Origin of the sequence: Halogeometricum rufum (genome assembly GCF_900112175.1) — an archaeon.
Taxonomy (GTDB): domain Archaea; phylum Halobacteriota; class Halobacteria; order Halobacteriales; family Haloferacaceae; genus Halogeometricum; species Halogeometricum rufum.
On the sequence record NZ_FOYT01000002.1, the window covers coordinates 516,025 to 541,069 of the forward strand.

Here is a 25,045-nt window from a genome sequence, read left to right on the forward strand (position 1 = left end):
CGTCGTACCAAGATGCTGGACGAGTTGCTGGGACGGGCGGAACTCAAGGCGCGCATCGAGGAGTTGGAGGAGGAGAAACACCACCTCGAACGCCGCGCGGAGGCCGAGGAGGAGCGTCGCGCGGAGGCGGTCAAGGAGCGTCAGGAAGCCGAAGCCGAGGTCAACCGCCTCGAAGACCGCATCACGGAGTTGGAGGACCGAGTCGACCGACTCGGCGGCGACGAGGAGGCGGACGTAGACTACCGCGGCACCGAGGACCTGTTCGGCGAGCGACTGGACGAGGTTCTCGCCCGCCTCGACTCGTTCGCGACCGGCCCCGAGGGCGCCTTCTCGGCCGTCGTCGGCGACGACGTGCCGGCGACGGTGGCCGACGCGTTCGGCGACCGAAGCGCTCTCGTCCGCCGGGCCGCTCCCTGTCTCTGCCTCACCGACGACGCCGGACTCGTCTCCGTCGCCCTCGACGCGCCGACGCCGCCGAACGAGTTCGCCGCGTGGGACGACCGGTTCAGAATCGAGCGCTCGTGGTTCGTCCCCGAGGAACCCGTCCGCGTCGCCCTCGTCCGGTCGGACCTGTTCGCCCTCGGCGTCTACGACGGCGAGTCGGTGACGCTCGTGGACGAGGTGGAGTCCGACGTGATGAACGCCCACTCGAAGGGCGGGTTCTCGCAGGCGCGGTTCGAGCGACGGCGCGACGAACAGGTGGACAACCACCTCGACAGGGCGACGGAGGCGCTCGACGCCCACGAGGGCGTCGCCGACGGACTCGTCGTCCTCGGCGAACGCACCGTCCTCGGCGACTTCCGTGAACGAGCCGACCGGGTGGCGACGGTGGACGCCTCCGGCGACCCGGAGGACGCGTTGCGGGAGGCCGTCCGAGAGTTCTGGACGACGCGGCTGTACCGCCTGTAGTCGGGCGGGCCCGCTATCCGACCGGCTCTCGCCAGTTCACCACGGCGTTGCCGACGGCGAACGCGTCGTCTCCCGACCTGTCTCGGAGAATCTGTAGCGAGTTCGTCCCCGTCTGGAGGCTCGCCTCCCCGAGCGAGTCCATCCAGTACTGCCACCCGTCGCCAGGTGGGATGTCGAACCCGGTCAGCGGGTCGCCGTTGAGGACGATTTCGTGCCCGAAATCGCCGACTTCGTACACTTGGAGTTCGACGTAGACGTCCCGGACGTCCGCGACGGGAACGGTGAACTCGTGTCTGGTGGTGCGCTCCCCCACGAATTCGGCCCAGTCGACGCTCAGACTGTCCTCGGTAGGGCCGAGGTGCTCCATAATCGGGAGGAGCGCGTAGTTGGCTCGGTGCGCCATATCTACTCGGACTGACGGGGAGTCGACACAAAGCCTTTCGGAGCGCGGCATCGGCGGGCGCGGTCCCCTCGGCCGGGGCGGTCGCCGTCCCGACGGAACGATGGATCTCCGTGGGTCGAACCACCCGAAATTAAGCGTCCGGTCGTCGTCGTCCCACGCACGATGACTGCCGCGCAGGCCGACGGCGGCGACCCGAGACGGGTCGTCGTCCTGGCGCACGAGAAGTTTCCCGACGCAGCGAAGACGGCGACTGGCGTCCTCAAGTACGCGGACTACGACGTCGTCGCCGTCCTCGACCGAGACAAGCCCGGCACCGTCGCGTCCGACCACCGCGCGGACCTGCCCGACGTGCCCGTCGTCGCCTCGATGGACGACGCGCCGGCGGCGGACGCCCTGCTGGTCGGCATCGCCCCCATCGGCGGCGGCTTCGACGAGTCGTGGCGCGACGACGTCCGCACCGCCATCGAACGCGGCTGTGACATCATCGCCGGCCTCCACTACTTCCTGAACGACGACGAGGAGTTCGCCGCACTCGCCGCCGAACACGGCGTCGAACTGAACGACGTGCGCAAACCCCACGAGGACCTGTCGGTCGCACAGGGGACCGCCGCCGACGTGGACGCCGACATCGTCCTCACCGTCGGCACCGACTGCTCGGTGGGGAAGATGACCGTCTCCTTGGAACTGCTCGAGGCGGCGCGCGAACGCGGCGTCGACGCCGGGTTCATCCCGACGGGGCAGACGGGCATCATGATCTCCGGGTGGGGTAACCCCGTCGACCGCGTCGTCTCGGACTTCACCGCCGGCTCCGTCGAGGAGATGATTCTGGAAGTCGGCGACGAATACGACGTGCTGTTCGTCGAGGGACAGGGGAGCATCGTCCACCCCGCGTACTCCGCCGTCACTTGCGGCATCCTCCACGGCGCGATGCCCGACGCGATGGTCCTCTGTCACGTCGCGGGCAAGGAGGTCATCCACGGCTACGAGTCGTTCGACCTCCCGCCGATTCCGGAGTACGTCGACCTGTACGAGTCGCTCGCCGCCCCCGTCCACGAGTCGTCGGTCGTCGCCGGCGCGTTGAACACCGCCGACGTCGACGACGACGAGGCCGCCCGCGACGCCGTCGACGCGTACGCCGACGAACTCGGCGCGCCCGCGACGGACATCGTGCGGTTCGGCGCCGACGAGATACTCGACGCGGTGTTGGAGGACTGACCGTGCTCCTGACGACCGAGTTCGAACGGGTGTCGTACCCCCTGGCCGACGACTTCACCATCTCCCGCGGCACGCAGACGGCGGCCGAGAACGTCGTCGTCCGCATCACCGACGACGGCGGCATGACCGGCGTCGGCGCGGCGGCCCCCTCCGCTCACTACGGCGAGACGGCCGACACCGTCGAGGCCGTCCTGCCGGAGTTGCTCGACGTCGTCGAGTCCGTCGGCGACCCGCACGGCATCGCCAAGATAGAGCGCGGGATGCGCGAACGCGTCGGCCGCAACCCCGCCGCCCGCGCCGGCGTCGAAATCGCCCTCCACGACCTCGCCTCCAAGCGCCTCGGACTGCCCCTCTACCGCCAGTGGGGACTCGACGCGGACGAGGCGCCGCCCACCTCCTTCACCATCGGCCTCGACGACACCGAGACGATGCGCGAGAAGACCGAGGAGGCCGTCGAGGCGGGCTTTCCCGTCCTGAAGGTCAAACTCGGCACCGACCGCGACGAGGAGATAGTCGAGGCGGTGCGCGACGCCGCGCCCGAGGCGACGATTCGCGTGGACGCAAACGAGGCGTGGACGCCGCGCGAGGCCGTCGCGAAGACCGAGATGTTGGCGTCGTACGACGTGGAGTTCGTCGAGCAACCCGTCCCGGCCGCCGACCCCGAGGGACTGCGGTTCGTCTACGAACGCGCCGCGCTCCCACTGGCCGCCGACGAGTCCTGCGTCACCCTCGCGGACGTGCCGCGGGTCGCCGACCGCACCGACGTCGTGAACCTGAAACTGATGAAGTGCGGCGGTCTCTCGGAGGCGACGCGGATGGTCCACGCCGCCCGCGCGCACGGACTGGAAGTGATGCTGGGCTGTATGATCGAGTCGAACGCCGCCATCGCCGCCGCGTGTCACCTCGCACCCCTGCTGGACTACGCCGACCTCGACGGCGCGCTCCTCCTCGGCGAGGACGACTACGAGGGCGTCCCCATCGAGGACGGCGAGATTCGACTCCGCGACCTGAACCGAAGCGGGACGGGCGCGCGGCGGACAGACTGACGAGTAGACGCCCGACGGCCGACAGTCGACCGTCCGTCGCTCGACGAACCGAGCGCCTCGCTCACTCCCAGTCGAGGTCCTCGGACCGACTCGCCGAGCGTAGGATGAACGGGCCGATGGAGAGCGTCCGCTTGGCGACGGTGGCGATGCGGAGCATGTACGACAGGAGGATGCCGAACGGGAGCAGCGACAGCGACGCCGCGAGACTGACGACGATGACGAGGTTGTGGACGCCGGCGGTCGACCCCGTGATGCTGCCGGGGTTGTCCAAGAAGAGGATGGCCGACGAGGAGATGACGAGCGTCGGGACGGCCGCGTACAGCATCGCCCGCGAGAGGTTGATGAGTTCCCACTGGAAGTAGAGCGTCTTGAAGTGCTCTCTGGCGGGGCCGAAGTAGGTGAGCGTGTTCACCACGTTGTCGAGGGCGTCGCGCGCCTCGTCGTTGAGGCTATCACGGAACTCGTTGCGGAGCCGTCGCGCCTCGTAGATCTTCCACGAGTAGTTGAAGTCGAGTGCGGCGAACAGCACGTCGAACGTCCCGAACTGCTCGTCTTCGAGTTCGTCCGACACCTCGCCGGCGTGCGAGATGAGCCCCTCGACGTACGCCGAGACGCGGTCTTCGGTCTCCGCCTGCCCCTTCGCCGCCTCCTGCAGGTCGTTCGCGCGGTTCTGGACGGCGTCGATGAGTGCGCGCAGGAACGCCGACGGTTCCGGCGGCGCCGCGGGAACGTCCAGGTCCTCCTCGACGTCGGCGCGGAACGACATCGCGCCCTCCATCCGGTCGCGCTGGTCGCCCAGCGGCCCGAGTTCCTGCGAGAGGACGAGCGAGTTGATGGAGACGACGAGCGTCACCCCGGTGATGGTCGCGGTCACGAACGCCTGAAACAGCGTCTCGATGGGGTCGCCGGACACGATGGCGGCGACCAACGGCGCCGGGTCGAGGATGCCGAACGTCAGCATCGCCACGAGGGAGACGACGATCGGGATGAACGCGACGAACCAGCGGTTCGCGTCGAGGAGGAACCACAGTTTGACCCGGTTCTCCCCGGCGCGTTCGCGCATCGTGTCGCTCGGCTCACCGTCGCGACGGCTCTCCCCGTCGGCCTCGGGCCGGTCATCCTCCTCGTTGTCAGGCCGGTCACCCTCGTCGCTGTCGGGTCGGTCACCCTCGTCGGCAGACGCGTCGTCGTCGCCCGAGTCGGACCCCGTCTCGTCGTCGGCAACCATCAGTTCCGTATTGCTTTCGAGAGAGACGGTATAGGTATCGTGGCCACTCGCGGTGCGGAAGCGGCCGGACGAGGAGAGCGGCGACGACGGTTCAGGCGTCGTCTTCGTTCTTCAGTTCCTCGAGTTCCGCCTCGACGTCCTCGTCGGCGACGTCCATCTCCTCCAGTTCCTCGTCGACGTCGGCGCTCGACGTCTCCTCGTCGCTCTCGGCCGGTGCCGACGACTTGCCCATCTCGGTCTTCAGCGTCTCCAGTTCGGTGTCGACTTCGGCGTTCGTCCGACCCGTCTCCAGTTCGCGGTCGATGGAGTCCTTGTCGGACATCGCGTCGTCGAACGCGCCGGTGTCGACGAGTTCGTCCATCGCGGCCGACCGGGCCTCCATCTCGTCGGTCTGGTCCTCCGCGCGTTCGAGGGCGCGAGAGACGTCGCCCATCTCGTCGCCGACGCCAGACATCGCCTCGGAGACGCGCGAGGAGGCTTCGGCCGCCTCGTACCGCGCCTTCATCGTCTCCTTCTTCGTCCGGAACTCCTCGATGCGGTTCTGGAGTTCGTTCTTCTTGTCGACGAGGTTGTCCTGCGTGTCCTGGAGGTTGGCGATCTGCGTCTCCAGTTCCTCTATCTGGTTCATCTTCGCCTGCTTCTTCTCCAAGGCGCGACGGGCCAAGTCGTCGCGGTCCTGTCTGACCGCCTCGCGGGCCTGTTCGTTGTGTTTCTCGACGTTCTCCTCCAGACGGCGCTTCTGAATCTCCAGACGCTTCTTCTGCGTCGTCAGGTCGGCGATTCCCTGCTTGACCTGCTGGAGTTCGTCGCGCATCTTCTCGTAGGAGTAGTCGAGCGTCTCCGTCGGGTCCTCCGCGCGGTTGAGGAGGGAGTTGATTTTCGAGCGGACGACGTAAGACGCGCGTGAGAGGATTCCCATAGCCCTATCTTGTTCACGCTGGCCTTAAAACCTCACGCGGTCAAGGTGTCGCGTGAGCGAGACGGTCCTGATACCGGGCGGACGCGACGTGCGGGCGACGCTCGACGTCGCCGGGAGCGACGGCGAGAACGCGGGCGACGACGCCGGTGGCGACGGCGAACCAGTCGACGGGACTGCGTCCGAGGCCGTCGTCGTCGCCTGCCCGCCCCACCCGCAACACGGTGGGCACCGCGGCGACGGGCGCCTCGTCGCCGTCAGCGACGCCCTCGGTCGGCGCGGCGTCGACTGCCTCCGGTTCGACTACGGCGCGTGGGACGAGGGGCATGGCGAACTCGCCGACGCCCACCGCGCAGTCGAGTGGGCCGCCGACCGGTACGAACGGGTCGCCCTGTTCGGCTTCAGTTTCGGGGGCGCGATGGCGTTGTTGGCGGCCGCGGGCGGGGCGGACGTGCGGGCCGTCTCCGCCCTCGCGCCGGCGCACAGACTCGCCGAGGACCTCGACGTCGTCGCCGCGTTCCCCGACGTGCCCGTCCCCGTGCAGGTGGTGTACGGGACGCGCGACGACGTCGCCGCCGCCCACCTCGTCGCCGAACGCGCCCGCGAGTTCGAGCAGGCGGTGGTCGAACTCGAGGCGGACCACTTCTTCGTCGGACAGGAGGAGAAGGCGGCGACGGCGGTGGTCGACTTCCTCGTGCCGTGGCTTCAGCCCCCGGCCTCGCGGTAACCGGCGGCGGCGTTGACGAGGACGGCGACGACGCCCGCGGCGACGATGAACGTCCAGAACGCCGCCCACGCCGCCGCGGCCACGTCGGCGAGGAAGACGTACGTCGCCGCGCCGGCGACGAGGGCGACGGCGAACGGGGCGACGAACGGCGGGTCGGTCCAACTGCCGCCCGCGTTGTAGTACTCGACGGCGTACGCCCAGAGGTTCCCGACGGTGAACTGGAAGACGACGAGGCCGAACAGACCGCCGAGGACGGCGGTGAGGACGGGGAGCGGTTCGAGGGGTCGCCCGCGAAGCGACCACGCGGTCCCCGCGAGGAACACGGCCAGCATCACGGCGTGCCACGGGCGCGGGGTCGGTCGAAGTCGTCGCTGGAGGGACATACGCGGACGTAACCGCCGAGTGACAAGAACGTGTCGCGTGGGAAGTGCCGTGGCGGGACGGCGCCGGTCGGTGGCCGGTGTCAGTCGTCGGCGCGTTCGGCGTCGAGGGCGTCGTTCGGGAAGCACTCCCCGAGGTCGTGAATCATGTCGATGGTCTCGGTCTTCGTCTGGGCGTCGAGGTCTTCGAGCGTCTCTATCTGGTCGAGGGCGCGCCGGAGAAGCGGGAGACTCAGTCGGCCGTCGACGTGGCAGACCGGGAGGTAGAGGTCGGTGAACGACTCCGGCGGGATGCCGGACGTCGAGAGGAGGAAGTAGTCGTCGATGTCGGACATGTCGTCGACCGAGAAGTCGTCCGCCTCGTACGGCGTCTTGGGGGCGTCTTTCGTCGCACCGCGGACCGACGGAACGTGCAGGGTGTATTCGGACATTACTGTTCGTGCGTCGAGCGGGCGACTGAAAGGCTTTGTTGCCGGCTGAGGTGGCCGTTATCGGCCGGTACACTATTATGAGGGGCCGCTCGGGCGTCGCTCACCCGCCGACCCGCCCGACGGCCCGTCACGCTCGGAGTCCGACGGTTCGTCCATGTGGTAGCCGACGACGGCCGTGACGAGACTCGCGGCGGCCAGCGTGCCGAGTGCCGGCGCGAACGTCCCGGTGCGGTCGTAGACGAAGCCGACGGTGAACGGCCCGAGGAAGCCGCCGACTTCCCCGACGGTGAATATCAGCCCCGTCGCGACGGCGGTGAGGCGCGGTCCGATACCGTCCATCTCTATCGGAATCGCCCGGACGAGCGGTGCCAATCCGCCGATGGCGAAGACGCCGACGAGGAGGAGCGACGCCGACAGCGTCCACAGCGAGGTACCGACGACCAGTCCCAGCAGTCCGAGCGTCCCGGCGACGCCGCAACCGACTATCGGGAGTCGACGCGTCGAGAGGCGGTCCGAGAGCGCGGGGACGCCGACGATGCCGAGCACGCGGACGAGGACGAACAGGCTCGTCAGCGTCCCCGCCAGCGCCGGCGTCATGCCGCGCGTCTCCAGAATCGTCGCGAGCCAGTTCGACAGGCCGTGACTGATGAACAGCCGCATCGTGCCGACGACCACCAGCAGCAACAGGCCGTAGTGGGTGAACACCGAGCGGAGGTCGCTCGCTATCGACGCCCGCGCGAACGTCTGGTCTCCGTCGTCCGCGCCGAACCGCTCGACGCGACCCCACAGCGCCCACGACGCGACGACCCACAGGAGGGCGAACCCGACGACGAGGACGCCGCCGTAGCGGAAGAACTGCCGCCACCCGGCCCCGAACTGGCCGACGAGTGGCCGCGCGACGGCGAACACCGTCGCGCTCCCGAGCGTCGCGCCCACCGTGTAGACGGACGACACCGTCCCCGCGCGTTCGGCCGGGAACAGGTCGGAGACCAGTTTCGGCAGGCCGAAGGTGACGGCGGTGCCGCCGACGCCGAGGAGGAGCGTCGGCGCCAGAACGGAGGCGAACCCGGTGGCGAACCCCCGGATGAGGTGCGCGACGCCGACGACGAACAGGCCCGCACCGAGCGCTCGCCGCGCACCCAACCGGTCGATGACGAGGCCCGACAGGAGCGAGAGGGGGATGTAGCTCAGTTGCACCGCGCCGGTGACGACTCCGGCCTCGGTGCCGGACAGCCCCAACTCCTCGATGACCGGCACGAGGAACGCCGCGAGCGAGAACCACGAGAACGTGAAGCAGAAGTAGCCGGCGCTGGCGAGGACGAGCAGGACGTACGACTCCGCCGAGACGCCGTCGTCGGTCATTCGCGTCGGTGGCTCCGTGCGTCCACCTCCGCGGCCGGGTCTAAATCGGCGGCGGTATCGGCAGTCCGACGCGGGAATCGGCTTCGGTCAGTTATACCCGCGCCACCGCCGTCCGCAGTTCTTGGACTTGGAAGATTGCGGCTCAGAGGGGTTTGCTTATGATAGATTCGAGCGAAAGACGGAGCTAATCTCGTTAGCGAACCCCCGCGAAGTCGAGCCAAGCAAAAAATCGTGTAGTGTCGGACTTCAGGTTTGCTTGTACCAGACCTTGCTTCCGATATGTCCGGTGTAATCTGCAATCTCAGCTTTCACGTAACTTCGGAGTTCGTCAAGGCCCATTGCGTTGACCTTCTCGTCGGGTAAGTCTCCGAACATCCGAATTACGGTTCTCGCGTGCTCCTTCGTATCAAGGACCCACATCTCGCCCTCAATCGTGGAGCCGATGATTTGGCCCTCCTCCTTCTTCTGGACCTCATCTGAGTCGTGAAGGCCGTTCAGGACCATTCTGGTATAGTCGGTTGATGAGTCGATTTCTTCCGCTATCTCAGCGGCACGAAACCACTCATCCTCGCTCTCAACGTATTCAATGACTCTCTCAGCGACAGTTGTTGTAGTTGACATTCTTGGCGGTGGGTGCCGACTATTCCCAGTACCTCGGACTACTTTCACCGGGACCAAAGCACAGAAATACCATCCATGCCAAGGCAGAGGTATCCCGAGGCAGGGCAATCCCCTGTCGGCGGGTAGGGGCAATCGGCCTGCGTGAACCGTTCTGTGTAGGAGCCGAGTGGTTCGCGCAGGGCGGTTCACCCTTCATTTCCGTTGTTACTGATTCGTCATAGCATGTTGCTCGGAAACACGTCTGTGCACTACTTAACGTTTTCGCCGCCAGAATGTCCCAAAATGGGGGGTTTAACTGTAATCAAAGCACGGTGAAAGTGGGTTGCTATGAACGATAATCGCATTACATCGGAGGGTTATACAGTCGAAACACAGGTATATTCCTCGTTAGAAAGGGGGTATAGTCAATTTCGGTTACGATTTGTTGTTTGCTTATAAAGGTATAATGGGGGTAGAAGTCTGACAACTCTGGCAGAGTCCCGAAACGCTCACTCGACATTACTACTCAACATATACGAACAGCCGACTAACTGCCTCGTCGTTGCATGAGCGACGGCACCCCCCATTCCACCGAGGCATCCTCCATCTGGTCTACGAAGCCGAAATGGGGCACCTTCCCTGCGATATACCGGCTCCCCGGTGTCTCCCCAGTATCCCATACTACCGTATTCTATGTGTAGAGTTCACTGATGCAATCCTGCCAGCAAATCTACGGACTTCGGAAAATCGAATCCGGCGATAACAGTCCTTAAAAAGTCTGTATCAGTTGTAGCCGCGCCACCGCCGCCCGCAGTTCTTGCACTTGAAAAAGCGCGTCGGCGGTTCGTCGGCCGACCCGGTCTGTTTGATGGTGTACCACGCCTCGCCGTGGCCGCACTCCTCGCAGGTCACGTCCGTCGCCGTCGGTTTCCCCTCGAAGTCCGCGCCCTCCTCCGTCTCGATGACGTCCGAGTCGTCCTGCGCTTCGGTCGAGACGAACTCCGCGGCGCGGTCTGTGTCCTGTTCCTGCGTCGCGCCGCAACTCGAACAGACCATCTCGCCGTCCTGATTGTGCATCATCGAACCGCACTCGTCGCAGAACTGCATACGCCGACCTACGGCCGCGGTCACTAATGTGTTGCACGCCTCGGCGCGACGGGCGTCAGTCCTCGTCGACCATCGGACAGTTCCGCACGCGGAACCGGTCCGTCTCGACCACTTCGACTATCTCCGTCCCCTCGTGGGTACAGGCCAGTTCCGGCGGGGCCGCGAGGTGGGGACACTGCTGGCAGAACTCCGACTTCGGGACCACGTGGTCGTCGTGGCCCGGCAACTCGTCGTCGACGGGTTCGGCCGCGTCGCCGGCGGGACCGACCCCCGTCGCCCCGTCGTCCTCCTCGACCAGTCCGGCCCACATCGCCTCGGAGTCCACCGTCTCGACGGCCATCGACTCGAACAGCGACTCGGCGTCGTCCGCCGCGGCCGCACCGTCGACCCGGCCGTCGCGTCCGTCCGTCCGACCCGCGTCGCGTCGCTCCGACCGCCGGCGTTCGATGCGTCGAACGAGGTCCGAGAGCGGTGCGTCGTCCGTCGCGTCTGCGGCGTCCGCCGGACCGTCCTCGCCGATTCCGTCCGTCGCATCCGTCGGACCGTCCTCGCCGATTCCGTCCGCCGCGGCCGCGTCGTCGCCGTCCTCGTCGCCCCCGAGACGCCGAGCGACGTCCGAGAGGGGTTCGTCGTCGTCGGTCATCGTCCGTCCTCCTCCCCGTCGACTTCGAACACCGGTTCCGGGCCGTCGTCACCGTCGGTCGGTCGTTCGAGGGCCGGTCGGCGCCCGGTCGTGAGCGACGGCGACCCGAACAGCCCCTGTTTCTCGCGGACGCCGTCGAACGTCTCCCCGCAGTGCGGACAGTACGGCAGGTCGAGGAGGGCGACGTCGACAGACCTCTCGCACGACTGACAGTTTGCGGTCGAGACACCCTTGCGGTTCGCCTCGCGCTTGAGTTCGGTGGCGGCCGTCCGTTCCGCGGCGGCCCCTTCGGCCTCCGCCGTCCGGCGCCGCAGGTCGTGAACGGCGCTCGCGACGGCGTCGAGTTTCTCTTCGGTCTCCTCGGTGGCGTCGGTGAGGTACTCCAGCACCTCCTCGTAGTTCTCGAAACCGTCGTCCAGTCGCCGTTGGAGCGTCGAGACCGTCTCGCGAACCTCCGCGACGGCGTCGTGCGCTCGCTCGGCCTCCGACTCCGCGGCCGCCACGTCGCTCGCCAGTTCCGGGTGGTCGTGGTCCGCCGGGGCCTTCGCGTCGGCCTCGCGTTTGACCTGAATGACGCGTTCGCGCACGTCCGTCACCTTCTCGTCGAGGTCAGCCTCCAGGTCGGCCACGCGGCCGTCGAGTCGGTCCAGTCGCTCGACCGGCGTCGCCAGCGACTCGTCGCCCTCGTCGACGAGACGGTACGCCGTGAGCGCTCGCCTCACCAGTTCCGACCGGTCGACGTCCGACTCCGCGGTCTTCTGTTCGACCCACCGCTCCAGTTCGTCAGACAGCGTCTTCGCCCGTTCCCCTCCCATTCAACAGAACCTTACGTTATTCTGACTTAAAGATTGGCAGCGCGGCGCACGGCACGGTCAGCGAATCTTCCTGACGTCGCTCACGTCGAACCCGCCGTCGTGTATCTGCGTCTCGAACTGGACGATGTCCTCGGACTCCAGTTGCGAGAGGACGCCGCGGAACTCCTGGACGACGAGCGTTCGCGCCCGCTTGGAGCCGCCGGTCTCCCACTCGAACTGGAGCGTCCCGTCGACGGCGTCCATCAGGTGGGCGAGTTCGGTCCGTTCGAGCGTGTCGCGTCCGACGAGTGCGAGGATGAGTCCGCCCCACCGGTACGCCGCCTTGTTGACGCCGCGCATCACCATCGCGATGTCGTTCCACGACATCTCGTCGGAGATGCCAGCCACGAGGTCGGTGATGGAGTCGATGACGACGAGGTTGCCGCTGGCGTGTTCGCTCAGGTAGTTGCCCAGCGCCGTCAGCACCGAATCGCGGTTGTGGCGTTCGCCGAGGTCCTGCAGCGTCGTCGCCTCCCCCTGATACCACTCGCGCGGAATCGGGCTGGGCCGGAAGTAGGTCGCCGAGAGGTCGTGAAACCGGATTCGGTCGGTGGCGGCGTCCACGAGCGACCGGTCGAACACGTACGACATCTCCCGCCGGAGGCTCCGTTCGTCGTCGGTGAAAGAGAGGTAGTGCACCTCCGAGGGGGGCTCGGAGTCCTCGTGGAGGTCGCCGTAGTAGAGGTCGAACAGGTCGTCGTCGGCCTCGTAGACGGCGTTCATCGTCGCGCTCGTGAACATGAACTCGCGGGCGCCCGCGCCGGGTTCGCCGGCGAGGAGGACGACCGAACCGGGCGGTGCGCCGCCGTCCACGATACGGTCGAGGCGGGAGACGCCGAACGGGATACTGCTCATGCCCCGGACTCACGTCGGGGTCCGTTAACCGTTTCGCCGAATCGTCGCGCCCTCGTTTCGCCCGCGGACGAGGCGTACTTCGCCGGCCACGTCGGCGGCGTCGAGGGCGGCCCGTCCCGCCGCCCGCGCCGCGTCGGCGTGGTCGGCGTCGGTGACGGCGTACACGGCCGGCCCCCACGACGACTGCCCCGCGCCGTAGCAGGCGGGGTCGTCCTCCAGCGACGCGACGAGTTCGCCGACCGGCGGGCGGTAGACCCCGCCCTGTTCGTCGGCGTACCACGCGCCGTTCAGCCGCCCGATTTCCGAGACGGCCTCCCCGAACCGCGCGGCGCTCCCGTCGGCGACGGCCGGGAGCAGTCGGCGGGAGAGGACGCCCGAGATGCGGTCGGCCACGCCGGGGTCGGCGCGTTCGACCACGGAGCGCATGCTCTCGTCCTCCTCCTCGCCGCTCCGGCCCGAGTCGGCGTCGGGGACGACGACGACGAAGCGCCAGTCGTCGGGGACGGCGTGGCGGACGGCGACCGGGGGGACGGTCCAGTCGCCGTCGGCCGGGCGGTCGGTGGTGAACCGGGCGGTGGGGTGGCCGCCGTCCACGAGGACGCCGCCGTCCTCGAACGCGGCGACGCCGATGCCCGACCGGCCGCCGCGGCCGAGGCGGGGGGCGAGTTCCCGGACCGACACCGTGCGGTCGTGCGCGCGGGCGACCGCTTCGAGGACAGCGAGCGCCAGTTGCGTTCCGCTGCCGAGACCGGCGTGTCGCGGGAGGGCGGACTCGACGGCGACGGCGGCCCCCGGAACGTCGAGGGCATCGACGGCGCGTTCGACGTACGCTCGCGCGTCCGCGTCCGGGCAGTCTATCTCCGTCGCCGGTTCGGCCGCGACGACGGTCCGCGGTTCGTCGAGTCCGACGCCGAGTCCGCCGTACAGTCGCTGATGGGCGAGGCTCAGGTTGAGGAAGCCGAAGTGGAGGCGGGCACCGGTCGAGACGCGGACGCGACTCATCGGTGGACGTTCCGGACCGGCGAGTATGTGGGTTTCGACGGTGGCAACATCGCGGCGTCCGCGCCGTCGGCGCGGGGGACTGTCGCAGAACGTTCGGACTCGTCCGGCGTCTCGGGTCACGGCGCCGACCGGTCGCGGGTCGAGGGCCGAACGACGGGGAGGAGTGGGGGTGCCTCGGTCTGCCTGACGTGCGCCGGGTTCGTGAGGGGGTGGGGTGGTGGGAGTGGTCACGACCCGGCGGGCACGGGCCGGACGCCCGCCGGCGGGGTCGGCGGGCGTCCGCGGTCTGTGTCGGAATGGGCGACGTCGCGTGCGGGGCACGCGCCGGCCCCCGACGGCTCGCTGCGGACCGTCGGGGGCCGCCGTCGCCGCCCGACTGCGACGAGCGGATCTGCGTGGGCGGCCGTCGACCACCGAATCGCCGACTGTGGGGTGTCTTCGAGCGTGGTGGCCGTCCGGCCGTCCGGTGCGTCACCGCGTCTTTCGCTTGGAGCGGAGACCACTTCAACCGGGGCGACGCTGAACCCGAATTCAGCCGTTTCCACCGGTAAGCCGACATTAAATCGGAGTTAATTCGGCTGAAGGGTCACCCGGTCCCCGCGGCGAATCCGCCGAATCGCACGACTGGGCCGCGTCATACACGTATCAGATTCCTGAGCGTATTTGGCGGCCGCCTCGCCGTTCTCGGGACGGACTCCGGCGGCGGTCGGTTCGGGGCGGGTCGACGACTCGCGCGCGAGAACGCGGAGTGCGCGACCGGTGCGGCCGAGGGGGGCGGCGGACGCGCGACTCGCGAGGGGAGAGACTCGGGAGAACGAGTGGACCGAAGAGCGGTGGGTCGCAGTCAGACCTCGACGAGTTCCTCGGCGACCACGTCGGCCGCGAGGAGGTTCGGGTCCACGGCGAGGTCGGTCTGGCCGCGGGCGAACTCCGGGAGCGAGTCGTGCGAGTAGGTGACGATTCGGACGTCGGGGTTCTCCTCGCGAGCGACGGGGATGATGGAGGCGTCGTCCATGTCGGTGAGGACGAGCGTATCTACGGTGTCGATGCCCGCCTCGAGCAGGGCGTCGCGGTTGGCGACGCCGTCGAAGCGAATCAACTCGACGCCGAGGGCCGCGATGGCGTCGCCGAGTCCGTCTTCGTCGGGTCCGGTGATGAGCACGGTCATTCGTACTCGATGGTCGCGGGGGGCTTGTGCGTTACGTCGTAGACGACCCGCGCGACGTTGTCGTTCTGACCGGTGATGCGCGATTGGATGCGCTGGAGCGTCTCCCACGACAGTTCCTGCGCTCGGGCGGTCATGCCGTCGCGCGACTCGACGGAGCGAACGGCGACGATCCAGCCGTGGACGCGGTTGTCCCCCTTCACGCCCGTCCCCTTGCCGATGACGGCGGCGAACGCCTGCCAGGGGTCGTACTCCTCCAGTTCCTCTTCGACGACGTGGCACGCCTCGCGGGCCACCTCGACCTTCTCCTTCGTCACCTCGCCGATGACGCGGACGGCGAGTCCGGGGCCGGGGAACGGCATGCGCTCGGAGACGACTTCCTCCAGACCGAGGGCGCGGGCCACCTCCCGAACCTCGTCTTTGTAGAGGTCGCGGACGGGTTCGACGATGCCCTCGAAGTCCACCACGTCCGGCAGGCCGCCGACGTTGTGGTGGGACTTGATGTTGCCCTCGGACTCGATGCGGTCGGGGTAGATGGTCCCCTGCACGAGGTAGTCCGCGCCGACGTCCGTCGCCTCGCGTTCGAACTCGCGGATGAACTGCTCGCCGATGGCCTTTCGCTTCTCCTCGGGGTCGACGACGCCCTCGAGAGCGCCGAGGAACCGGTCTTCGGCGTCGACCACGCGGAGCGACTCCATGTAGTCGAACGTCTCGTGGATGCTCTCCGTCTCGCCCTTCCGCATCAGGCCGGTGTCGACGTAGACGGGGGTGAGTTGGTCGCCGATGGCTCGGTAGGCGAGTGCGGCCGCGACGGAGGAGTCGACGCCGCCGGAGAGGGCGATGACGGCGTTCGCGTCGCCGACCGTCTCCCGAATCTCCTCGGTCGCCTCGTCGACGAACGAGTCGGTGTCGACCATTACGCCTGCACCTCCGGGTCCGCGGCGAGTTCGCGCGCGTCGAGGTCACCGAGGACGGCCTGCAGGAATCCCACGAACGGCGGACTCGCCCGGTCGGGGCGCGACCGGAACTCGGGGTGGAACTGCGTCCCGAGGAAGTACGGGTGGTCGGTCCGTTCGAGAATCTCCATCCGGTTGTCCGCCCGCCCGGAGAACGTCAGCGCGCCGTCTTCGAGTTCGTCGATGTAGTCGGGGGCGACCTCGTAGCGGTGCCGGTGGCGTTCCGTGCAGGCGGTGGCGCCGTAGACGTGTTCGGCGAGGGACCCTTCGCCGATGGCCGTCTCGTGGGCACCGAGACGCATCGTTCCGCCCATGTCCTCCGTCTCGTACTGCTCGGGGAGCAGGTCGATGACGGGGTAGGAGGTGTCGGGGTCGATTTCCGCCGAGTGGGCGTCCTCGTGGCCGAGGACGTTGCGCGCGTGTTCGACGACGGCCATCTGGAAGCCGAGACAGAGGCCGAGGAACGGCACGTCGTTCTCGCGGCAGTAGCGAATCGCCTCTATCTTGCCCGCGGTGCCGCGCGTGCCGAACCCGCCGGGGACGACGACGCCGTCGGCCTCCTTCAGGCGGTTCGTGTGCTTGTCCAGCATCTCGTCGGAGTCCACCCAGAGGACGTTCACCTCCGTCCGCGTCTCGATGCCGGCGTGTTTCAGCGCCTCGTTGACGGACATGTAGGCGTCTTCGAGGTCGTACTTGCCGACGAGGGCGACGTCGACCTCCTGCTCCCGGTCGCGCGTGACGAGTTCGCGCCAGCGGTTGTCGCGTTCCGGCTTCGGCCGCGCCTCCACCGAGAGGTTCAGCCGTTCCATCACGAACTCGTCGAGGCCCTCCTCCTCGACCATCAGGGGGACGTGGTAGATGTCCTCGACGTCGGAGTTCGAGAACACCGCCTCCGTCGGCACGTCGCAGAACAGCGCTATCTTCTCCTTCGTCTCGGGGTCGAGTTTGTCCTCCGAGCGCCCGACGAGGACGTCGGGTTGCAGGCCGATGCTCCGCAGTTCCTTCACGGAGTGCTGCGTCGGCTTCGTCTTCTGCTCGCCGTTCTTCGAGTACGGGACGAGGGTGACGTGCGTGAAGAGGATGTCGTCGTCCTCCTCCTCGTGGGCGAACTGTCGGAGCGCTTCGAGGAACGGCATCCCCTCGATGTCGCCGACGGTGCCGCCGACTTCGACGATGCAGACGTCCGTCCCCGCGGCCGCCTCGCGGATGCGTCGCTTGATGTCGTCGGTGACGTGCGGGATTATCTGCACCGTCTTCCCGAGGTAGTCGCCGGCGCGTTCCTTCTGGATGACGTGCTGGTACGTCTTCCCCGTCGTCACGTTGTGGTCGGAGGTCATGTCCTCCCCGAGGAATCGCTCGTAGTTCCCCAGGTCGAGGTCGACCTCGCCGCCGTCCTTCAGGACGTACACCTCGCCGTGCTGGTACGGGTTCATCGTCCCGGCGTCGACGTTCAGATACGGGTCGATCTTGACCGCGGTGACGTCGAACCCGGCGTTCGAGAGCAGACGGCCCGTACTCGCGGCGGTGATGCCTTTGCCCAGTCCGGACATCACACCTCCTGTCACGAAAATGAACTTCCGACCCAGAGACGGGTCGTACCCGGTTTCGGGTTCCTTCGGCATACCGACTGTGTGCCAGCCCACGTCAAAACCGTTTCGGAGCGACCGATTCCGTGCCACACACCCCCACGTGTTTCCGGGTTGAAAGTACACGCGCGTCCGGTTCTCGTCCCGACGGGGCGTCCGAAGGTACTACCCTCGGGGCGCCGTACCCTCGTCCACCTGTGTACGACTACCACCTCCACTCGAACTACTCCGACGGCGACTTCCTGCGGGCGATGGTCGCCGCGGCGGCGTCGGCGGGACTGTCGGGCGTCGGCGTGGCCGACCACTGCATGGTCGTCTCCACCGACTGGGCGCGCGAGTCCCGCCGCGAGTTGGGGTTCAACCTCGACACGACGTACGAACGCCGCCGGGAGGCCATCGAGTCGTTGCGCGAGGAGTTCGACCTCCGCGTCTTCGACGCCGCGGAGGTGGACTACGAACCCGGCCACGAGGCGGAGATACGTGCGTTCCTCGCCGACGCCGATTTCGACTACGCCGTCGGGAGCGTCCACGCACTCGACGGCGCGAACGTCCACGCCACCGGCCACTTCGAGGGGATGTCCGAGTCCCGGCGGCGCGAACTGGTCGAGCGGTACTTCGAGAAACTCGAATCGCTCGTGGCGTCGGAACTGTTCGAGATAGCCGCCCACGCCGACCTGATAGAGCGGAACCCCGCGCTCCGCGGGTTCGCCACCAGAGAGCAGTACGAGCGAGTCGCCGACGCCTTCGCGTCGTCGCGGACGGTGCCCGAGGTGAACGCCGGACGCGTCCGCAGCGAGTACGGACGGTTCCACCCGACGACCGAGTTCTTCGAGGTGCTCCGCGAACGCGGCGTCGAGTTCACCCTCGGGTCGGACGCGCACGCGCCCGACGAAGTCGGTCCGCTGGCCGCCGAACTCCGCGCGTTCGTCGCCGACAGCGGCCTCGACCCGGTGACGCTCGCCGTCTGACTACTCTTCGGCCTCGCCCTCGACGGTCCCTGCCTCGGTCTCCCGCCGTCGAACCGCCGGTTTCGCGTCGTCCGAGAGCGCCCGCGGCGAGGGCGTGTCGTCGTCCGCCGCCCCCTCGCTCTCCTCGGCCGGGTGGTCGTCGTCGACGTCGACGGTGACGGCGTCCGCGCCGAGTTCGGCATCTGCGTCCGCGTCCGCACCCCCGCCCGTCTCGCCGTCCTCGGCGCGGTCGGTGTCACTCTCGCCCGTCGCGTCGGTCGCCGGCCCCGTCTCCCGCGCGACGACCTCGTCGTCTTCGAGGTCCACGCGTTCGACGCCGGGCACCTCCAGAATCAGGTCGGGACCGAACGCCGCGGCGGGCGTCTGGTACCCCGTCGGCGCCTCGCCGGCGAGCGTCTTCTCCGCGCAGAGCAGGGCCGTCTGGACGGTCACGTCGTAGGTGTCGGGCGTCCGGAGGCGCGAGACGACCCGGTCGCGCGAGGAGCGAACCTCCCCCCAGATGCGCGTCTCCGAGGACTCGCGCTTCTCCGCGTCGGGGCCCTCCACGTACCGTTCGACGGCGTATTCGAGGAGCGACTGGACCGGTTTCGTGTCGAGGAGGCCGCCGAGGTACCGCGTCGCCGCGAAGGCCCGCCGCGCGTTCGACGGGAGCGAGAGGTACACCTCGACGTTCGGGATGCCCGTCGTGAACGTCGCGGTGGAGACGTCGCCCCAGGGGAAGGTGACGGCGCGGTGGAGGCCGTCGCCGAAGTCCACGGCGCGCGTCTTGTGCGCCATCGGCACCCAGCGAAGGTCGCCGTCCCGTCGCACCGCGCCGCCGTCGGCCGCGTTGCCGAGAACCGTCTTGAGCGTTCCCGGCGAGACGCCGCCGTCGGCCTCGAGGGCGAGAGCGAGGTGCGTCGCCTCGGGGAGGCGGGACTGCAGGTGGGCGGCCAGACAGTCGGTGGGGACCACGTCGAACCCGACGCCGGGCAGGAGGGTGACGCCGGCGTCCTCGGCGTCGTCGCTCCGGCGCTTGATTCGCTCGAACACCTGCAGTTCGCCCGTGATGTCGAGGTAGTGCGTCCCCGTCTCGACGCAGGCGTCGACCATCTGGTCGGCCGTCTCGTCGAACGGGCCGGCGCAGTTCAGGACGAGGGAGACGTCGTCGAGCATCGTCGCCGCCTGCGACACGTCGAACGTCCGGTAGGGGAGGTCGAGTTCGTCGGCCACGTCGCGGGTCCGCTTTGCGTCCCGGCCCGCGAGGACCACGTCGAGTTCACGGTCGGCCGCTTCCTCGGCGACGAGGCGACCGGTGTATCCGTACGCGCCGTAGACGAGAAACTGAGAGTCGTCTGCCATGGTTCGGCGTTGGGTCCTCGGCCGGTTATTCGTACCGGCTCCGCCCCCGGTCGCGGGCCGGCGAACCGGCGTTCGGAACCCCGACTGGACTGCCGGGACCGGTGCCGTTGACACCGCGGCGTCCGAGGCGGCGGTATGGAGATTCCGAGACTCGGCTTCGGCACGTATCAGATGGACGAACGCGAGGAGTGCGTCGAGGCCGTCGAACTGGCGATGGAGACGGGCTACGAACACGTCGACACCGCGCAGGGCTACGACAACGAGGAGTACGTCGCGGAGGGCCTGGACGCCTCGGGCGTGGACCGCGACGAGGTGTTCGTGGCGACGAAACTCGACACGGACAACCTCGCGTCCGACGACGTCGTCGAGACGGCGCAAGAGAGCGCGGAGCGACTGGGTACCGACAGCATCGACCTGCTGTACGTCCACTGGCCGATCAACACGTACGACCCCGAGGAGACGCTCCCCGCACTCGACGAACTCGTCGACGACGGACTCGTCGAACGCGTCGGCCTGAGCAACTTCCGCCCCGACCAGATGCGGGAGGCCATCGAGACACTCGACGCGCCGGTCTACGCGCATCAGGTCGAGATGCACCCGATGCTCCCGCAGGAGGAACTGCACGAACTCGCCGTCGAGGAGGACCACCAACTCGTCGCCTACTGCCCCATCGCCCGCGGGAAGGTGGCCGACGTGCCCGAGATTCGGCAGGTCGCCGAGAAGCACGACGCGACGGCCGCGCAGGTGTCGCTGGCGTGGTTGATGGACAAGGAGAACGTCACGGCCATCCCGAAGGCCGCCTCGCCCGACCACGTCGAGGAGAACTACGAGTCGCTCGAACTCGAACTGGACGACGAGGACCGCGAGACCATCGGCAGTATCGAGACGCGAGAGCGCATCGTCGACTTCGACGAAGCGCCGTGGAACCAGGTCTGAATCCCCCCGCCGACCCGCGTCGGTGACGCCGCGGTCTGACTGACCATCACATCACCCGTCTTCGACGTTCTCAGGTGCTAACAAGTCCGAATAGGGTAGTAAGTTTTACAAATATTCGTGCGAAATTTCGAGACATGGGAGTCGCCGTAGTGGCGTGCCCACACTGTGGGCAGATGGTAGAAGCTGAGTGCCCGACAGGCGTCTGCACGGAGGGCGTCCGCAGACGGCTGAAAGCCGAGTACCGGGCGACTCGTAACACCTGTCCGGAGTGCGGGTCGCAGTACGACATCAGGGAGCCGTAGCCGCCGTCGGGGGACGGCAGCCTCCGGTGCCGAGCGACGCGTCTTCGCCGCTCTCCTCCGCGGTCACCCGGTGTTCTTCATCCCCGCCGCGATGCCCTTCACGGTCAGCCGAAGCGTCCGCTCCTCGTCTTCGGTCCGGTGGGTCTGCGACAGCAGGTGGGTCTGGAGCAGGTTCAGCGGGTCCACGTAGGGGTTCCGCCGACGCAGGCTCTCGTCCAGCCACTGGCGCTTCAGGAGCGATTCCCGGCCGCTCACGTCGAGGACGATGTCGCGGGCGCGTTCGTACTCGTCGTACAGGCGCGGGTAGAACCGCTCGCGCAGGTCGTCGTCCGCGAGGGCCGCGTAGTGCTCGGCGATGCCGAACTCCGTCCGCGCGAGGGCGAGCGAGGCGTTGTCGAGCGTCGTCTGGAAGAACGGCCACTCGTCGTACATCTCGCGGAGGGTGGCGACGTCGCCGCCGTCGTCGAGGTACGCCTGGATGCCCGCGCCCAGCGCGTACCAGCCGGTGATGATACAGCGGGACTGCGTCCACGAGAACACCCACGGGATGGCCCGCAGGTCCTCGACGGTGCGTTCGCCGGACCGGGAGGCGGGGCGTGAGCCGAGGTTGAGGTCCTCGATGACCGTGATGGGCGTCGCCTGCTCGAAGTAGGAGACGAAGCCCTCGGATTCGAGCAGGTCCTGGTACTCCCGCCGGGCGGCAGTCGCCATCGTGTCCATCGCGTCGGCCCACTCCTCGGGCACCTCCTCCTCGGGCACCTTGATGGCCTCGTGTCGCGACCGGACCTGCGCGTTCAGCATCTGTTCGAGGTTGCGTTCGGCGATGCGCGGGTTGGCGTACTTCTCGGCGATGGCCTCGCCCTGTTCGGTGAACTTAATCTGGCCCGTCACCGTCTCGTTCGGGAGCGCCAGCATCGCCTCGTTCATCGGGCCGCCGCCGCGGGAGATGGACCCGCCGCGGCCGTGGAACAGGCGCATCGTCACGTCGAAGTCGTCGCAGATGGTCGCGAGGCGGCGCTGGTTCTTGTAGAGGTCCCAGTTGGCCGCGAGGTAGCCGTTCTCCTTGTTCGAGTCGGAGTAGCCGAGCATTATCTCCTGCAGGCCGTTGCGGGCGGCCAGCACCTGCTCGTACGCCTCGTTCTCGAACAGCGTCCCCATGATGCGGCGCGCGCCGTTCAGCGCCGACTCCGTCTCGAGGAGCGGCACCACGTCGAGGCCGCAGTGGTCGGGCAGGGAGACGACGCCCGCTTGGTCGGCGAGGAACAGCACTTCGAGGACGTGGCTCGGCTCCTCGGTCATCGAGATGCAGTAGGTGTCGATGGCGCCGACGCCGTACTCACGCTGCCACTCGCCGAGCTTCTCGAAGCGCGTCAGCACGCGCTGGGCCGTGTCCGAGATGTCGCCGGGGTCGGCGAGGTCCAGCAGGGGTTCGTCCTGCAGGATGGCCTCGGTCAGCACCTCGACGCGGCCCGCCTCGTCGCGGCCGCGGTAGTCGATTCCCTCGTGTTCGAGCGCCTCGTGGACCGCCTCGGTGTGGTTCTCCTGGTGGTCGCGCAGGTCGAGGCTGGCGAGCGTGAAGCCGAACGTGTCCACCTGCCGCATCAGCGGGCTCACGTACTCGTCGGCGACGACGTCCGCGCCGTTGGCGCGGAGGCTCGCGTCGATGGTCTCGAGGTCCTCGAGGAGTTCGTGGTGGCTCGCGTAGCCGTCGGGGCGAACGTCCTCGATGCGGCGGATGCGCTCGCGCATCAGCTTCAGCTTCTGCCGGTAGGGCTCGTCGGGGTAGCGCTCCTCCGTCTCCTCGGCGACGACGGGGAGGCGTTCGCGGTCCGCCATCAGCGAGCGCTCGAAGTCGGCCCCGACGTCGATGCGGGACCCGTCCTGACTGAGGACGCCGGACAGGCGCTTGAGCGCGTCGCTGTACTTCTCCAAGACGACCGTGCGCTGGCGAGCCAGCGTGTCCTCGGTGACCTCTGGCGTGACGAACGGGTTGCCGTCGCGGTCCGACCCGGCCCACGAGCGGAACTCGAACAGTTTCGGCACGTCCACCTCGGGGTACTCGTCTGCGAGGACGTCCTCGAACTCGGCGTACACCTCGCCGACCACGTCGAACAGGATGGACTCGAGGTACCACTGGACGTTCCGCGCTTCGTCCTGCGGTTCGGGGCGGCGGTCGCGGACCTGCGAGGTCTGCCAGAGGCTCGTCACCTCTGCGTCCACCTTCCGCCAGAGCTGCTGCCGTTCGCGGTCGGTGAGGAGGCGTTCGTCCATCTCCTCGATGCGCGCGGCGATAGAGCGCAGTTTCGCCTTCACCGTCTTCCGCCGGGCCTCGGTCGGGTGCGCGGTGAACGTCGGTTCGATGAGGACGTCGTCGAGGATGCGCTGGACCGTCTGGGGGTCGGCGTCGCCGTCCGCGAACGACTCGACGGTGGCGAGCAGGCCGTCCTCAAGGTCGCCGGCCTGCGACGCCTCGCGGATGGTCCGGACGCGCTCGCGTTCCTCCGCGAGGTTGATGAGTTCGAAGTAGGTGGTGAACGCGCGGGCGACGACGCTCTCGCCGTCGGGCGAGAGCCCGTCGAGTACCTGCAGCAGGCGCGCACGGGAGTCGAGGTCGCCCTTCCGGTAGTCGATGGCGGCGGTCCTGATGTCTTCGACGGTCTGGAACGAACTGGTGGACGACTGCTCCTCCAGCACGTCGCCCAGGAGCGCCCCGAGCTCCCGGACGTCCCGCCTCACGTCTCGCGTGTGTAACTCCATGACCAAGGCTATACTCGCATCTGTGTAAAAGCCACGAGTCGTTAGAAAAAATTGCCCGCCGCTCGGGCGCGGCGGCACGCTTTTGAACGCGTCGGGCCTCCGTACGACTATGTTGCTCAGAGCGGCCCTCCTCGTGCTCGGACTCGTCGAACTCCTCCGGCCGAAGCAGGTGGTGGACTTCTGGATGAACCTCGCGACGACGGGCGACGCCGAGGTCCGCCGGTGGGTGTACGCGGCCGCGCGATTCGAAGGGCTCTGTCTCGTCCTGTGGGCGGTGACCCGCGGGCGCGGCGGGTCCGACGCCGAGGGCGACGGCGCCTCGGACTGAGACGCCGACGACGCGGCGGTCAGACGGGTGATTCGACGGACGGACCAGTTCGTGGGGTCGGGTTTCGTCACCCTTTTTACCGGCGGGGCGAAGGTTCGTGTATGAGCGACAAGTACCCGGAAGACTCGGGTCGTCGCCGGTTCGTCAAAGGTGTCGTGGGGGGCGCGGCACTCGCCGGCGTCGGCGCATCGGGCGCGGCCGCCATCAACTCCGCGACCACCTCTCCCGGCGCAGGCGGGGGTTCGACGCAGGCGATGGCCATCGAGAACACCGACGGTCCCGCACCGCGCGGGATGCCGCAGGTACCCATCGAAATCGACTCCGAGGGGTACCTCAAGGGCGTCTGGCCCGAAGTGAAGACCATCGAGCAGCAGGGGGTCCAGATTCAGGTCGCCGAGACCGAAGACTACGAGGGCTCCGGCGTCACGTACACCTCCGAGTGGTTCCAGTACTGCGGCGTGGAGTCGTACGCGGGCATCGAACCCGACTACGACTCGGACAACTACTTCATCTCGGGGTCGAACCCCGGATACGACTGGCAGTCCGAGGCGTACTCGGAGGGTGACCGCCTCCACGTGGACGACTTCTCGGACTACCGCGAGTGGGGCAACGGCGTCGGGCAGTCGGGCATCGGGAAGGGCGCGACCGGCCGCTGGCGGTCCGAAGACGCCGAAGACGTCATCCCGATTCAGGTCCTCCGCTCCGAACGCATCGAAGAGGCCGCCCAGAACGACCCGTGGCTACAGGCGTCCACGCAGGACGGCTTCATCGCGTGGCTGAACAAGTGTACGCACTTCTGCTGCGTGCCGAAGTACAAGACCGAGGGCTCCGAGAAGTTCAACGCGGAGAACGACGTCTACTGTCAGTGCCACCAGTCGGTGTACGACCCCTTCAGCATCGTCGAGACCCTGTTCGTCGCTCGTCCGCGTCCCGACTGATTCGACCGACGGACGCGTCCCCGATACCCCCGCGGTCCCCGACTCTCGTCGCTTCGTTACCCCTCGCTTATACGAGACGCGACCGAACGA

General features: G+C 67.9%; 25 protein-coding genes. 8 read left to right on the forward strand and 17 right to left on the reverse strand.

Annotation, left to right across the window (positions count from 1 at the left end; translation table 11 throughout):
• The first annotated feature begins 12 nt into the window (after positions 1-12).
• On the forward strand, positions 13-909 hold the full coding sequence (locus tag BM310_RS12230) for a Vms1/Ankzf1 family peptidyl-tRNA hydrolase (RefSeq protein WP_089808088.1): 897 nt from the start codon (positions 13-15) through the stop codon (positions 907-909).
• 13 nt (positions 910-922) lie between these two features.
• On the opposite strand, the gene BM310_RS12235 is transcribed toward BM310_RS12230, so the two are convergent.
• Positions 923-1,312 (reverse strand): DUF7383 domain-containing protein, encoded by a 390-nt coding sequence (locus tag BM310_RS12235; protein WP_089808090.1) that lies wholly within the window; start codon positions 1,310-1,312, stop codon positions 923-925.
• A 162-nt stretch (positions 1,313-1,474) separates the two neighbouring features.
• Between BM310_RS12235 and BM310_RS12240 the strand changes: the two genes are divergently transcribed.
• Together BM310_RS12240 and BM310_RS12245 are read left to right on the forward strand one after the other, a co-directional pair.
• Positions 1,475-2,527 carry a DUF1611 domain-containing protein gene (locus tag BM310_RS12240; protein ID WP_089808092.1) on the forward strand — a complete coding sequence of 351 codons (1,053 nt, stop codon included), beginning with the start codon at positions 1,475-1,477 and terminating at the stop codon, positions 2,525-2,527.
• Between the two features lie 2 nt (positions 2,528-2,529).
• A complete protein-coding gene (locus BM310_RS12245; RefSeq protein WP_089808094.1) occupies positions 2,530-3,573 on the forward strand; it encodes a dipeptide epimerase in 1,044 nt (347 codons plus the stop codon).
• 61 nt (positions 3,574-3,634) lie between these two features.
• On the opposite strand, the gene BM310_RS12250 is transcribed toward BM310_RS12245, so the two are convergent.
• Positions 3,635-4,801 carry a hypothetical protein gene (locus BM310_RS12250; RefSeq protein WP_089808095.1) on the reverse strand — a complete coding sequence of 389 codons (1,167 nt, stop codon included), beginning with the start codon at positions 4,799-4,801 and terminating at the stop codon, positions 3,635-3,637.
• Between the two features lie 91 nt (positions 4,802-4,892).
• Positions 4,893-5,720, reverse strand: a complete 828-nt coding sequence (locus BM310_RS12255) for a PspA/IM30 family protein (protein WP_089808097.1) — start codon at positions 5,718-5,720, stop codon at positions 4,893-4,895.
• A gap of 52 nt (positions 5,721-5,772) precedes the next feature.
• Between BM310_RS12255 and BM310_RS12260 the strand changes: the two genes are divergently transcribed.
• Positions 5,773-6,444, forward strand: a complete 672-nt coding sequence (locus BM310_RS12260) for a dienelactone hydrolase family protein (RefSeq protein WP_089808099.1) — start codon at positions 5,773-5,775, stop codon at positions 6,442-6,444.
• On the opposite strand, the gene BM310_RS12265 is transcribed toward BM310_RS12260, so the two are convergent.
• The 12 genes from BM310_RS12265 to pyrG form a co-directional block, all read right to left on the reverse strand.
• Complete coding sequence (locus tag BM310_RS12265; protein WP_089808101.1) at positions 6,423-6,827, reverse strand: hypothetical protein; 405 nt, start codon at positions 6,825-6,827, stop codon at positions 6,423-6,425. The genes BM310_RS12260 and BM310_RS12265 overlap by 22 nt on opposite strands.
• 80 nt (positions 6,828-6,907) lie before the next feature.
• Positions 6,908-7,255 (reverse strand): hypothetical protein, encoded by a 348-nt coding sequence (locus tag BM310_RS12270; protein ID WP_089808103.1) that lies wholly within the window; start codon positions 7,253-7,255, stop codon positions 6,908-6,910.
• A gap of 75 nt (positions 7,256-7,330) precedes the next feature.
• Positions 7,331-8,617 (reverse strand): MFS transporter, encoded by a 1,287-nt coding sequence (locus BM310_RS12275; protein WP_089808105.1) that lies wholly within the window; start codon positions 8,615-8,617, stop codon positions 7,331-7,333.
• A gap of 246 nt (positions 8,618-8,863) precedes the next feature.
• Positions 8,864-9,238 (reverse strand): hypothetical protein, encoded by a 375-nt coding sequence (locus BM310_RS12280; RefSeq protein WP_143105161.1) that lies wholly within the window; start codon positions 9,236-9,238, stop codon positions 8,864-8,866.
• A 762-nt stretch (positions 9,239-10,000) separates the two neighbouring features.
• Positions 10,001-10,324, reverse strand: coding sequence for a transcription factor S (locus BM310_RS12285; protein WP_089808109.1), 324 nt, complete (start codon positions 10,322-10,324; stop codon positions 10,001-10,003).
• A gap of 55 nt (positions 10,325-10,379) precedes the next feature.
• Positions 10,380-10,967: a hypothetical protein gene (locus tag BM310_RS12290; RefSeq protein WP_089808112.1), complete on the reverse strand. Its 588-nt coding sequence runs from the start codon at positions 10,965-10,967 to the stop codon at positions 10,380-10,382.
• Positions 10,964-11,782, reverse strand: a complete 819-nt coding sequence (locus BM310_RS12295; protein WP_089808114.1) for a CopG family transcriptional regulator — start codon at positions 11,780-11,782, stop codon at positions 10,964-10,966. The genes BM310_RS12290 and BM310_RS12295 overlap by 4 nt, the downstream gene beginning before the upstream one ends.
• 57 nt (positions 11,783-11,839) lie before the next feature.
• A complete protein-coding gene (locus BM310_RS12300; protein WP_089808116.1) occupies positions 11,840-12,676 on the reverse strand; it encodes an RAD55 family ATPase in 837 nt (278 codons plus the stop codon).
• Between the two features lie 24 nt (positions 12,677-12,700).
• A complete protein-coding gene (locus tag BM310_RS12305) occupies positions 12,701-13,678 on the reverse strand; it encodes a beta-ribofuranosylaminobenzene 5'-phosphate synthase family protein (RefSeq protein WP_089808118.1) in 978 nt (325 codons plus the stop codon).
• Positions 13,679-14,522: 844 nt separating this feature from the next.
• The gene (locus tag BM310_RS12310) at positions 14,523-14,846 is read right to left on the reverse strand and encodes a DUF7126 family protein (protein WP_089808120.1); all 324 of its coding nucleotides are present in this window, start codon (positions 14,844-14,846) and stop codon (positions 14,523-14,525) included.
• Positions 14,843-15,760 (reverse strand): glutamine-hydrolyzing GMP synthase, encoded by a 918-nt coding sequence (gene guaA, locus BM310_RS12315; protein ID WP_089808121.1) that lies wholly within the window; start codon positions 15,758-15,760, stop codon positions 14,843-14,845. The genes BM310_RS12310 and guaA overlap by 4 nt, the downstream gene beginning before the upstream one ends.
• Positions 15,760-17,421: a glutamine hydrolyzing CTP synthase gene (gene pyrG / locus BM310_RS12320; RefSeq protein WP_089808123.1), complete on the reverse strand. Its 1,662-nt coding sequence runs from the start codon at positions 17,419-17,421 to the stop codon at positions 15,760-15,762. Before pyrG ends, guaA begins: the two co-directional genes overlap by 1 nt.
• Before the next feature lie 161 nt (positions 17,422-17,582).
• On the opposite strand from pyrG, the gene BM310_RS12325 reads away from it, so the two are divergent.
• Positions 17,583-18,353, forward strand: a complete 771-nt coding sequence (locus tag BM310_RS12325) for a PHP domain-containing protein (protein ID WP_089808125.1) — start codon at positions 17,583-17,585, stop codon at positions 18,351-18,353.
• Here BM310_RS12325 and BM310_RS12330 read toward each other — a convergent pair whose 3' ends face one another.
• Positions 18,354-19,694: a saccharopine dehydrogenase family protein gene (locus BM310_RS12330; RefSeq protein ID WP_089808127.1), complete on the reverse strand. Its 1,341-nt coding sequence runs from the start codon at positions 19,692-19,694 to the stop codon at positions 18,354-18,356. It lies immediately after the preceding gene.
• A 135-nt stretch (positions 19,695-19,829) separates the two neighbouring features.
• On the opposite strand from BM310_RS12330, the gene BM310_RS12335 reads away from it, so the two are divergent.
• Positions 19,830-20,630: an aldo/keto reductase gene (locus BM310_RS12335; RefSeq protein ID WP_089808129.1), complete on the forward strand. Its 801-nt coding sequence runs from the start codon at positions 19,830-19,832 to the stop codon at positions 20,628-20,630.
• A gap of 365 nt (positions 20,631-20,995) precedes the next feature.
• Here the strand turns inward: BM310_RS12335 and ppc are convergent, their stop codons facing one another.
• On the reverse strand, positions 20,996-23,689 hold the full coding sequence (gene ppc / locus BM310_RS12340) for a phosphoenolpyruvate carboxylase (protein ID WP_089808131.1): 2,694 nt from the start codon (positions 23,687-23,689) through the stop codon (positions 20,996-20,998).
• A 109-nt stretch (positions 23,690-23,798) separates the two neighbouring features.
• On the opposite strand from ppc, the gene BM310_RS12345 reads away from it, so the two are divergent.
• Both BM310_RS12345 and BM310_RS12350 read left to right on the forward strand, forming a co-directional pair.
• Entirely contained in the window at positions 23,799-24,017 is a 219-nt protein-coding gene (locus BM310_RS12345) for a hypothetical protein (RefSeq protein WP_089808133.1), read from the forward strand.
• A 101-nt stretch (positions 24,018-24,118) separates the two neighbouring features.
• Positions 24,119-24,955 (forward strand): cytochrome B, encoded by an 837-nt coding sequence (locus BM310_RS12350; protein ID WP_089808135.1) that lies wholly within the window; start codon positions 24,119-24,121, stop codon positions 24,953-24,955.
• Positions 24,956-25,045: the final 90 nt, after the last annotated feature.